This is a genomic window from Micromonospora sp. TSRI0369, from assembly GCF_001905625.1.
Lineage (GTDB): Bacteria > Actinomycetota > Actinomycetes > Mycobacteriales > Micromonosporaceae > Micromonospora > Micromonospora echinospora_A.
This window is the reverse complement of sequence record NZ_LIVU01000021.1, coordinates 1-11,648: the sequence shown is the minus strand read 5'-3', so window position 1 is coordinate 11,648 and position 11,648 is coordinate 1. Positions and strand designations below refer to the sequence as shown.

General features: G+C 63.1%; 8 protein-coding genes. 5 read left to right on the top strand and 3 right to left on the bottom strand.

Features of this window, described 5'->3' with window-relative positions:
* The coding region (locus AMK25_RS32550; RefSeq protein WP_206744919.1) for a hypothetical protein at positions 1 to 195 on the bottom strand (195 nt) is incomplete at its 3' end.
* Between the two features lie 33 nt (positions 196 to 228).
* Here AMK25_RS32550 and AMK25_RS31265 point away from each other — a divergent pair.
* A complete protein-coding gene (locus AMK25_RS31265; protein ID WP_073831953.1) occupies positions 229 to 1,377 on the top strand; it encodes an SbcC/MukB-like Walker B domain-containing protein in 1,149 nt (382 codons plus the stop codon).
* On the top strand, positions 1,374 to 2,642 hold the full coding sequence (locus tag AMK25_RS31715; protein WP_158070692.1) for a TIGR02679 domain-containing protein: 1,269 nt from the start codon (positions 1,374 to 1,376) through the stop codon (positions 2,640 to 2,642). The genes AMK25_RS31265 and AMK25_RS31715 overlap by 4 nt, the downstream gene beginning before the upstream one ends.
* Positions 2,643 to 2,766: 124 nt before the next feature.
* Here AMK25_RS31715 and AMK25_RS31710 read toward each other — a convergent pair whose 3' ends face one another.
* A complete protein-coding gene (locus AMK25_RS31710) occupies positions 2,767 to 4,095 on the bottom strand; it encodes an ImmA/IrrE family metallo-endopeptidase (protein WP_083664886.1) in 1,329 nt (442 codons plus the stop codon).
* The gene (locus tag AMK25_RS32155; protein WP_143194832.1) at positions 4,092 to 4,478 is read right to left on the bottom strand and encodes a hypothetical protein; all 387 of its coding nucleotides are present in this window, start codon (positions 4,476 to 4,478) and stop codon (positions 4,092 to 4,094) included. The genes AMK25_RS31710 and AMK25_RS32155 overlap by 4 nt, the downstream gene beginning before the upstream one ends.
* Before the next feature lie 330 nt (positions 4,479 to 4,808).
* On the opposite strand from AMK25_RS32155, the gene AMK25_RS31245 reads away from it, so the two are divergent.
* The 3 genes from AMK25_RS31245 (at position 4,809) to AMK25_RS31235 (ending at position 11,644) form a co-directional block, all read left to right on the top strand.
* Entirely contained in the window at positions 4,809 to 9,206 is a 4,398-nt protein-coding gene (locus AMK25_RS31245) for an AAA domain-containing protein (RefSeq protein ID WP_083664885.1), read from the top strand.
* Positions 9,207 to 9,215: 9 nt separating this feature from the next.
* Positions 9,216 to 10,034, top strand: a complete 819-nt coding sequence (locus AMK25_RS31240; protein ID WP_073831948.1) for a hypothetical protein — start codon at positions 9,216 to 9,218, stop codon at positions 10,032 to 10,034.
* An 851-nt stretch (positions 10,035 to 10,885) separates the two neighbouring features.
* Entirely contained in the window at positions 10,886 to 11,644 is a 759-nt protein-coding gene (locus AMK25_RS31235) for a DUF6602 domain-containing protein (RefSeq protein ID WP_143194830.1), read from the top strand.
* Positions 11,645 to 11,648 lie beyond the last annotated feature (4 nt).

The following is an 11,648-nucleotide window of genomic DNA, read 5'->3' as shown; positions in this document are numbered from 1 at the left end:
CCGAAATGAAAGACCGAGGCTAATCGGGCGGAAGCAGAGCAACAGGCAGGCGCGGCTTATGGCACGTACGCCGAGGCCACTAAGGCGCTTCAGATACTCGCGGAGAACCTGGGCGTCGCGGGCGACCAGCTCGAACAAACTCTCACCGGACTTGCCACCAAGCTTCAGAAGGCCCAGGCGGCTCTGCCCCTTCATCGAACCGACCGACAACGTGCGGATCGCCAGATTGTGACACTGGAGACACTCATCGAGTTGGACCAGACTGCCGAGCAGGAGAAGCAAGACGCAGTCACGGCAGCTGAGAAAGACTTCGATCAGGTTTCCAGAGCGCCCGGCGTCTGGCTGGCCGCAACGGGGGAATCTAACCCGCCGCCTGCATCGCGGGAAGACGCGCTGCGCGTCGTGCACGGGTACGCCACAACAGCCGTCAACGAAGGCCACCTCGTCAACTCGTTGCAGCGCCTGCAGGCCGCCCTGCCGAACGGCCACGAAGCCCATGTCGACGCCGAGGTCGCTCCGCTGATCGTGCACGTGAGCGACGGTGAGCAGCATCGCCCGGTTGCCGATGCCGCCCGCCACACACACGAGCGGTTGCACGAGGACCAGCAGAAGCTCGACGACCGCTATCAGAAGATCTTTGAACGATTCCTGTTGCGTGACCTTGCCGAGCACCTACGCCGTCACATCGACGCCGCCGACGACCTCTGTCGCCGGATGAACACCATCCTGGCCGGCGCCCAGTCGAGCCAGGGCGTTCACGTCCAGCTCAGCTGGGCTCCCTCGCCCGCCCTGGATGACGCCACACGTCAAGCATTGGAACTGGTCGGCAAGTCACTCGCGGTTCGAAACGAGGACCAGGACAACATGCTCCGCAAGGCGCTTCAGGACCGCATCGAGGGCGAACGGGACAAGCGTGATGTGCACTACGCCCAGGTGCTTGCATACGCCCTGGACTACCGAAGCTGGTACACCTTCACCGTGCGCGTGCAAGACTTCGGCCCGGACGGCCGGTCTCGCAACCGTAGGCTGCGGCAACTCTCCTCAGGCGAAACCCGGCTGGTGTCCTACATGACCCTATTTGCAGCAGCGGCGGCTTTCTATGACGCCCTGACCACACCAGGCACACGACCACTACGCCTGGTTCTCCTCGACGAGGCATTCGAAAGACTAGACGACCCCACGATCACCCGGCTGCTCGAACTCCTCGCCGAAGAACTCGATATGGACTGGATTATCACGTGGCCCGGCGGCTCCGCCTTCTCACCGAAAATCAGTCGCATGCACATCTACGACGTCTTCAGGCCCAAGGGCGCGCCCGGCATCGCCTTCGTCCACACCACCTGGGATGGCGCGACCGCCGCGCGTCAGCAGCCGTGACGCCCCCGCTGCCGGAAGCCGTTCGGCATGCACTCGATCGGCCCGAACTCGCACTCTTGTGGCAGAGGATACGCAAGCAGCTCGAGCGCACCGAGGCGCAGCCCCGCGGGACCGTGAGGATTCCGATTCCCGATCACCGCACCGCCTCGGAGCTAGGTGCGATCCTCGGCCGACGACTCACCGGCTACATCGGCAAGAACACCCAGGTCGACCTCAGAAAGCTTGACCAGATCCTGCGAGCCGGACCCGCCCAGCTCGGCCTACCTGACGTTATCGTTGCGCTCACCGGAGAACAGCTCCTGCAAAAGCAGGTCCAACGGACCACTCGCACCGCTGACAACCAGCAGGTCTGGCAGGAACTGCTCGACCTCATGGACGGCGTTCCGCAAATGGCCAGCGAACGGGCGCTGCTCGCAAAAAGTCCGGTCGGTCCAGTGCAACATCCACCGGACGACACGGCGGCAATCACGAGGTCATGGCAAGTGTACGAGCCGGCAATACGTGCGGCCTGCATCTGGTGGAGAGCCCATAACGACGGACGACGCATGGCAGCCAGACAACTGGCCGGCCTGGCATTCCGAGACACAAAGAAATGGACCGACCAACGCCGCGTCGCATTCGCCAACCTCGCGCAGCAGCCATTCGACCAGGCAGTGGACGAGGCCGACGTACCGATAAAAATGAGTGGACCTCTCGTCTGGAAGTTCCAGGACACGATCGCTCACGCGGCTACCGCACGACCATGGATCGGTCTCCCCGCGCAAGGAATCCGTACGCTTGGATACATCGAGTGCGACGCCAAAGGGATTCTTGTCGTCGAGAACGTGGAGGCGTTCGAAAAGGTATGCCTATTGGATGGGATCACCGATCGGTGGCTTTGCGTGTGGAACCAGGGGAACCCTAGCAGGCGACTGATGAGGTTCCTGGCCGACCTCAACATCATGGTCGCCGCGTGGTGCGATCTGGACGCATACGGAATACGGATGATCGCCAACCTGGAGAAAGGACTTAGTCGCTCAGTGACCCCGGTTGGTATGTCCCTTGCCCTGTGGCGCGCTGGAACGAAACTAATACAAACCGATCAGCAACTCGCGTGGGCGCGAGATGTTGCGGCGAAATTTTCGACAACAGGCCCAGCTTCATTGCGTGAGCTGGCCCTAGCAATCGCTGACACTGGCGACTGCTGCGAACAAGAGACGCTGTACGAACAGGTTTTACCCACCCTTAATGCCACTCTACGAGCGTTCGAGCATAGCGGCGCATGAGCTCCGTGGCCGGATGTCGTAAAGATGTCTGAGGCGGACGGCAAGGCAACGCGCTGGCTTGCCGAGTGGGGCACTGACGGACAACATCGCGATCGCCGGGCGTCGCGAGAGCTTGCGCAACCGGTTACCGCAAGATTTGGTTATCAAGCTGATGTTGCACAATCATCGGCGAAACCTGATACTTCCTCGCTAGTTCCTCTATCTCACGCTCCTCGGCCCCTAGGTGAATGGATTCAACGGAAAGTTGTCCGGCGATTCCCTCGGCAGGCGCGAGCAGCTCGGCCGCGAACGCCCGCTCCACCTTCTGCAGGTCCGTGTAGGCCGTTGTAACCAAGAACCGGGATTCATTTTGCCAAAGTAGATGCCACAGCGCTCTCGCGATGGTGAATCGCCTTGCTGCCTCGGGCTGATGATTGCCTACGATGACCAACGCAGGCGTGTCGGGGTCCTTGCCACCAAGTGCCTGCAGCCCTCTCGGGGGCACTGCAATAGCGGAGGCCCGGAGAATACCTTGTAGCTCAAACGGATCCGCCGCATCGATCCCAAGAGTTCCTCGCACCCGACGCGCTTGCGCCCACCCTCTCTCCCAAGGGCGAAGGTGAGACCATTCAGGGCTCGGGGACAACTCGGATCTGAGCGCCTCTACTTGATCGGCGGCTGGGGCGGTAAGCCGCCGAATGTCCTCTTGCGCGGCAGCTACCCACTCTAGGGCTACCGAGATTTTGTCTGGCTGCACCACATCCATGAAGTCGTCAAGCAACTGATCATCCAGTTGGTCTGCTGCTCGGAGAATATCTGCCTCATACTTCTCCGCTTCTGAATAGGGGTCAAGGCCTAGGCGCGCGGAAGTCAGGCAGAAGGCTGCTTCTTGCGGTTCCGTGCTCTGAATGGCCGCCCATTCAACTTGAAGTTGTGTGTCCCGGATTCCCGTCTCGGCAAGCCGCGAGACCACCACCTCAACGAAGTCGGTAAGGCGTTGCTGTAACAGGGAGCTCTCAATAACGACTTCGCCGCTGGTTAGGAATCGAATCACTTGGCTAGCGGCGTCCGGGGGGTCGGCACGCCAAACGAGGCGTGTCGTACCCCCTTCGGGAAGGATGAATAGATTGGGCCAGAGGAATCCGTCGCCTGCGCTCCGGACGTTGTGTCGCTGTCGCTGAAGATAGTGATCTGAGGCCGACCCTACATAAGAGCGGCTCTTCGACAGGGTGGACGCCGGCCTGGAGTGAGCTCTTAGGAACCACCAGTTGAAGGCGATCCACTCAGCCAGAGGGTACAAGGAGCAGTAGATTGACCTGCGGGAGCTGCCAGACTCCTTGTCTTCGACCAAAGTCAGCGTTTCGCCGCCGACATGAATCTCAAGACGAGCCCAGGTTGCTCTTAGCTCGGCGGCCTTGACACTCGGCGCCGCCAGCCACTCCCACCTTATTTCTATATCTTGATACTCACTCATTTCAGCCCCTCTGGGTACTGATCCGGCTCGAGGGGGTAGCCCTTGTACTGGCCGAGCTCCTGGTTTACCAGCCTACCCTCGTAGACAACCTCGGACTGGCGATGCCAGACATAGCGGGGGTAGTTACCTTCCCAAGGCTCGCCGACATTGCCTGCCGCTATGGCGGCCTGCAGCCACGCGGTTAGCTCCTCTGGGTCTGCTAGGCCCGGATCGCATTTGCTCGCATCTGCGCGTAGCCGTGGCTGTCCGGCGAACGAGGGGTAACTCTTGTGCTCGCTGCTGCCCACATATCGGACGCTCCCGGCGAGCTGGGCAAGCTCGACGTCCGCGGGAGGACTCGTAAGAGATCTTCTCAGTGGTCGACGCCGCCGTGTGGCACGCATGTCCTCAGTATGGCTTGGAAGCGCCTATGATGCGAACCCCGCCTTCCTGCGCGGTTGGGCGAGACCTCGTGTTAGTTGTGCCCCGCAGAGCGGTGTGGCAGGCCGGCGGCGGGTTCCGGGCGGTGGCCCTGTGGGGCAAAGTGCGGCACAGCCGGGGAAGACTTGCGCCCTGTTACTGGGTTGAGTCGCCAGATGTCTCACTTCCGGCAGATGGTTGCCTTCAGTAGTTGATTGCGTGCATCCTGTTGGGCTGGGCGAGCCCGAGGAGGCATAGTGCCGGACCCCGTGTCCCCGACAAGTCCTACCGTCAGACGTCTGACCCAAGGTCTCGTGGCGCACCTGCTCGCGCAGGTCAAGAGCAGCGAGCGGCCTAATCGCGACGCGATCGACGAGGCCAACACCTACTGGCTTCGTAGGCCACCACAAGACAACGCGCGTTCCCGCAGACCGGTCATCATGCAGGTCGCCTACCCTCCGCCACCTGAACCACCTGTACCCCCAACGGCGCTCCGTGACCTGCTAGACGGTACGGAGTACGGCAATGCCGAAGGCCCGCCACTCCAGCTCGTGACGAACGACAGCGGCCATCTAGCAAAGGGTCCGGCAATCCCCGATTCCCTTCGGCAGGAGTACGAGGCCTGGCTCGCCGTGTGGACGAAGTGGGCCGAGCAGGAGCGCCGCGTAGGGGAGCAGCGCGCGACCTACACCTACCTGGAGCGACTTCAGCGCCTGGCACAGCAACGTGGCGATGCCGAGGAGCTTGTGCTCGGTGTCGGTCTCCTTACCTCCAGCGCCGCTGGCCGTTGGGCCATTCGACGGCACCTGCTGGTCTGGAACGCGGCCATCGTCGAGGACCCGGCGACCGACAGCCTGCAGGTCACCTTGTCCCTCGAGCAGCGGATGAGGATCGAGGACCAGGACTTTCTCACGTCTCAAGACGGATACCGCGCCAAACCCTTCGAATCTCCTTGGTTCGATACCGGGGCGCAGCTGCACCCCTTCTCGCCGGAGGTGGTGCGCCTACTGCAACTCTGGCGGCGCCGTTGCTGGGAACGTCCTCTTCAGCTTGCTGACGACGGGTGGGAACCTCCGCTCCTCGACGAGGCCGACACGACACGGCTGACCCTCGCCCCAGCCCTATTCCTCCGCCGTCGTGACCGCAAGGGACTGGAACGGATTTACCGCACCATCGCTGACAGCCTTGAGGACGCAGACGCTCCTACCCCTCTCGGCCTGGCGCAGCTCGTGACCCCGATCGAGGCAACACAGCGCAGCAATTGGCTCAAGGGTGCAGGGCGGGATCACCCGGTCACCAGCGATGACCCGTTGTTCCCTCTCCCGAGTAACCGAGAACAGCGCAGGGTGCTGGCCAAGCTCAGCGACGACACGACCGTCGTCGTACAGGGCCCACCAGGCACGGGCAAGACACACACGATCGCTAACCTCATCTGCGCGCTGCTCGCCGACGGCCAGAGGCTGCTCATCACGAGCCAGAAGGACCAAGCGCTGCGCGTGCTCCGCGAGAAGTTACCCGAGTCGGTGAGACAGCTGTGTGTGCTCATGACGGGCATGCAACGGACAGGCACAGACGAACTCGACCGCAGCATCACCGCGCTGTCGGAGCTGTCCTCCACGATCACCGTTGACGAGCTACGTAGCGACATCACCCAACTTCGGCAACAGCGCGCCAGCCTGAGTGCTCGCCTCGAGCAGACGATCCGTGATTTGGGCGTGATCCGCGAGCAGGAGTACGCGACCCACGAGCCGACCGCCGCTGGCTATGGCGGCACGCTCGCGCAGATCGTCGAACAACTGAACGCCGGCCGCGATCAGCGCGGCTGGATCGAAACCTTACCCACCGGCGCCTGCCGGGATGCGCCCCTGTCGAACGACCAGGCCCAAGAGTTGTGGCGGCTTCTCACCTCCGCCACACCACAGCGCGCCGCACGAGCCCGGCAGTTCATTCCCGACTCCGACCAGGTTCCACACGCCGCGGACGTCGCCGCCATGATCGCCACCATCACTCGCGCTGAGCGGATCCTCGGCTCCGACCACACCGCCACCGCTTGGTCACTCACCACCCTCGACGACGCCAGCCTTGCTGAAATTCAGCGCCACGTCGTGGTTGCCACCGACGCCCTGGCATCCTGCGGACTACCCGACACGATCACTGACTGGGACGCCGCAGACTGGCGACGCAGAGCCGCCGAAGCGCTCCTGACCCGGCAAAGCCCCGCCTACTGGGAGGCCCTGTTCGCCGAACTGCGAGAGGTGGAGCCCCACGTACGTGCCCTTACGGCGCTCAACGACTGCGACATCGATCTGGGCACCACACCCCTGACCGCAGCCCACCTCAGCCGCCTCTCGGGCCAGGCCAAGCGCCTGCGTCGGCACCTGGTCAATGGCAGACGCCTACGCCGCTACCTGCCCCCACGCGCCCAGCTCGACGCCACCGACCTGCTGCAAAGTTGCACGGTTGACGGCGCCCCGCCCGCCACCACCTCAGAACTGACCGCGCTGTCCACCTTCCTTCAGGCTGAGACAGCCGTCACCACAGCTCTGGAAGCCTGGGCCCAGGTGGGCGTTCCGACGTTCCACGGGCCGCTCCGCCGTCGAGTGGCACACCTCCACGACATCTCACACAACGCTTCGGCCCTGCGCACGCTCGCCGCGGCTCGGGACACAGTAGAGCGCCTCCTACGCAGCCACGGAATCCGCTTCGCAGTCCGCGGCCCGCAAGATTGGGACCTCCTCGTCCGCATTGGCCACAACCGAACGACCGTCACCAGGGCACGGCAGGCGTCTGAGGCCATGACTGAGCTCACCAACACGATGCAGACATGGTGCCGTAACCCAGACGTCGCCCCCGAAGCCGCCGAGCTCAGCGTCGCTCTCAGTTGCGGCGACATCGACCGTTACTCCGCCGCCCGCCGACAGCTTGATCTGGCCAGGAGCGACAAGGACTCACAACAGCGCTGCGAACAACTGCTCCAGAGACTCTCCGCCGCCCACCCGGCACTCGCCACCCAGATCAGGGAGAACCTCAACGATCCAACCTGGGAACACCGCCTCAACGACCTCGAAGCGTCGTGGGCCTGGGCCGCAGCAGCGGCCTACCACCAGAAAATCCGGCCGACAGATACCGAGCAGATCCACGAGCAGCGAATCAGCGATGTTGAACTAGAACTCCACCGCGTCACCGCCGAGCTAGCTGGCAAACAGGCTCTACAACACTGCCTGGAGCAAATAACGGAAGAACAGCGTCAAGCCCTTCAGTCCTACAAGACCAACATGGGCGCCTACGGCCGAGGGCAGGGCAAGAACAAGGACCGGTACCTCACCGCAGCGTTCGAGGCGATGAAGAACGCCCAGCAGGCCGTCCCCGCCTGGGTCATGCCCCTATCAGCCGTGATCGACACCATCACGCCACGACCCAACGCCTTTGACGTCGTCATCGTCGATGAAGCCAGCCAAGCCAGCGTCGACAACCTCTTCCTTCTGTGGCTGGCACCACGAGTCATCGTCGTCGGCGACGAGAAGCAGTGCGCACCCGGCGCCAACTACCGGAACAACGACTCCGACGCCGTCCAAGAGAGCCTCGATCGGCACCTAGCCGACATGGCAATGAACCTGCGCAACGGCTTCCTTCCCACCTCCAATCTCTACGAACTCCTAGCCACCCGATTCTCCGATGTCGTTCGACTCTCCGAACACTTCCGATGCATGCCCGAAATCATCGGATGGTCCTCAGCGCAGTTTTACGACAGCAGGCTCATCCCACTCCGCCAGTTCGGGGCCGACCGCCTCGATCCCCTCAGAGTCGTGCAGGTCGACGACGCCATGGAAGAGGGGCACCGGGCAACCCTGCGCAATCAGGTCGAAGCCAGCGCCATCATTGATCACGTCCAAAAGATCATCGACGACCCGATGTGTCGCAACAAGACCATCGGCATCATCGCGTTGCAGAGCGGCAAACAGACTCAGATCCTTGAGAAGCTGCTCTACGAACGCATCGAACCGGCCGACATACGCCACCGACAAATTCGAGTTGGCCAACCACCCGACTTTCAAGGCGACGAACGCGACATCATCCTGCTGTCCATGGTCGTAACGAAGGCCAGAACGGCTCTCACCGGCCGCACCGAGCAGCGCCGGTACAACGTCGCCGCCAGCCGCGCCCGTGACCAACTCTGGCTGTTCACCTCGGTGCCCCCTAACAGCCTGAATCCCAACGACCTTCGCCACTCCCTGCTGACCTACATGCTCCACCCTCCCGCGACCTTCACGGTCGATCCCGAACTCGACGACGTCACCCCCGACACCCGCACCGAACCCTTCGCCTGCCTGCTACAACAACGCGTCTTCCTGGAACTGCGCCGCCGCGGCTACGCCGTAATCCCGCAGTACCCCGTCGACCACCGAACCATCGATCTTGTCGTCGTCGGCGACAACGGCCGGCTTGCCGTCGAGTGCGACACGCCGTCGCGGTTCCGACGACCCGAGCAGGTCCAGCAGGAACTACACCGCGAGCGAGAACTACGCCGAGCCGGCTGGCAGTTCATCCGCATCCGTGACAGCGAATACCTGCACAACCCCGCTGCCGCCCTCGAACCACTCTGGCAGCAGCTACAGCAACGAGGCATCGAACCCCGTTCACTGCCCGCAGCGCCACGCCAACAGCCACGTTGGAGACCCACAACGCTGTCCGACGACGAAGACGACCTCTAGGAGACCCGCGTGCTCGAGAGTATCGACGACAACACCCTCGATGAGATCGCCCGAATCGCCTGCGGCGGCGAAGACTACCCCGTGTACCGACGCGGGGCCGAGCTGCCCAAGCTTCTCCAACAAGCCGGCTGGGAGAACGTCGCGCCCTACAACGGCGAACAGCGCCGAAGCTGGCTCGCCAACCAGCTCCGCCAACGTCGAGACACACCCGGGGCCATCGACGCGCTCGTCTGCCGCCTTGCTGACCGACGTGAGTATGTTCATCGCAACGAGCCCTTGGCCGCCGCCGAGGTCACCGAGCTACTCAACAGCATCCTCGCCATCGAAGGCTTCGAGATCGCACACAGCCAGGGGCGACCCGTCATTCGGCCCTACAAGCACCCAGCGGACCAAGAGCGACAGTCACCAGACGTCATGCTCCACGTGGCCATGGCAGACATCGTCCGCGACGCCGACCTCGCGATCGTCCTCGAAAGTCGGCTTAACGAGGCACGCATCTGCGACCGCAACGGCGCCTATGCCAGCGCGATCATCATGCTCGGCAGCCTTCTGGAAGGCGTTCTCCTCGACGCCGTCAAGGCCCGCACGCCCAACACACAAAAACCGCTCGACAAGTGGACCCTGCACGAGCTGATCGAGACCGCCCACCGAGAAAAGTGGATACAAGCCGACGTCCGCGGTTTCGCTGGAAAACTCCGCGAATACCGCAATCTCGTGCATCCCAACGCCCAGGTGAAGATCGGCCATGCTCCAGACCGCGATACCGTCAGTATGTGTTGGCCCGTGATCAACGCAGCCCTAAACGACTTGGCGGCCACCGCAAACTGACACCGAGGCGGATGCTGGCCGCTCGATGTACTCCGTATGGCTAAAGCAATCGGGCTGCGCAGTGTGGGACGTTGACGGTGCTGCCCGCGATCGTGCCGGATGCGGTCCAGCACGTGATCTTCCCGATGTAGAGGATTCGGTTGGGGGAGGTCCTGGTGCGGGTGCTCGTGTGTCCGTGGCGGCAGCGGTAGCCTGGTCGGCCGTGGACCCAGTGGGAGTCCAAGCAAGAAGATGTCGGGCTCCCAGCTCGTTCCGAACACGTGGTGGGCCAGCCAACCATGAACGTCGCGGTACGCCACGTCGATGGCTCGAGGGCGTCCGATTGGGTTCCGTGTCAGAACAGGTAACCACGGATCTCTTGACGAGGAGCGCCTGACTGCCTCAAGGCAGCCACCCATCCAAGCAGCTCGACGCGCCGTGAACTGCTTCGACACGGCTAGCATGAGTGTCGGATTGATCGCGGTTGAGGTGAGTTGTGGGTACGGCATACGGTGCGGAAGTTGGATGAAGAAGAAGGACAAAATCGGATGCACGATGTCGACGCTGCTCAGCGTTGGCCCTCGCGCGCAGCGGGCGACGAGGCAGCGGTCTTGTTGGTCGGCATCCGAGCCGACGCTGCAACCGACGGATGGCGACAGCGCAGCTTGGCCGCCGCGGGTTGGATATCCGCCCGGAGCCACAGTCTACTGAGTGGGGACTGTGTCCCTCAGCGGCACCACCGATCCCATCGCTCGCTGGGCGTTGACCAACACCGAGCCGTTCAACGAACAGGGCTGCACCAGCCGCCCGCGACGGCACTTTTCTATTAGTCCGAGAACCCAACGTGGTCTCGGTGAACGGCGGCGAGGGTGATGGCCCATCTTGAGCGTGCTCTGGCGAGCAGAGATCTTCGGTTCGCGGCGGCGCTGGCCGAAGCCAGTTCGCTCTATCACGCCGGCGAAGCGGGTTCCCTGTTCGAGGACCACGTTTTGAAAATCATTCGCGAGATGCTTCCGAGCGCGTACACCGCTCGCGGATTACTGCTGGACGGCCCTAGGGAGGTTCAAAAGCAGCTCGACATCGGAGTGTTCCCCGGCGCAGTACCGCCGCTGGTCGGCCAGCTCAATGTCGGATTGCTGACCGCGGTCGGCGAGGTCAAGACCACGCTGAGCGAGAAGGAGAGCATCAACGAGACCGCAGGAAAGCTCGCGGCGGCCGCGCACGCACGCGGCCTCGTTCGGCCTGTGCCGTTCTTCGTGCTGGCAGGCAAGCTCACACATCGCCCGAACTGGCTGGTCGGGCTGGTGGCCTCGATGCGCAGGTCCGAGCCTGCGGCGGTCTGGCCGGCCGCGTTCAGCTTCGATCGTGACAATGCCGTCTCTGTCTTGGACAGCTCTGCCGAAGCCCCAATGCGTGCCGAAACCGGCGAGGGGGAAGTCCTCGACGGACTGGTCACCATCGATCAATCCGATTTATCTCCGTCCGCCGCGCTCTATCTCTGGCTCTGGGCGACCATCTACTCCGACGACCCCGCCCACGGTATGGACTTCCGTTACATGCGCGACGCCGTTTGGGAACTGTCCGGCCAGGGATCAGGTCTGACCGTGCGCTTTCGTGTCGGCTCCGCCTGAAAAC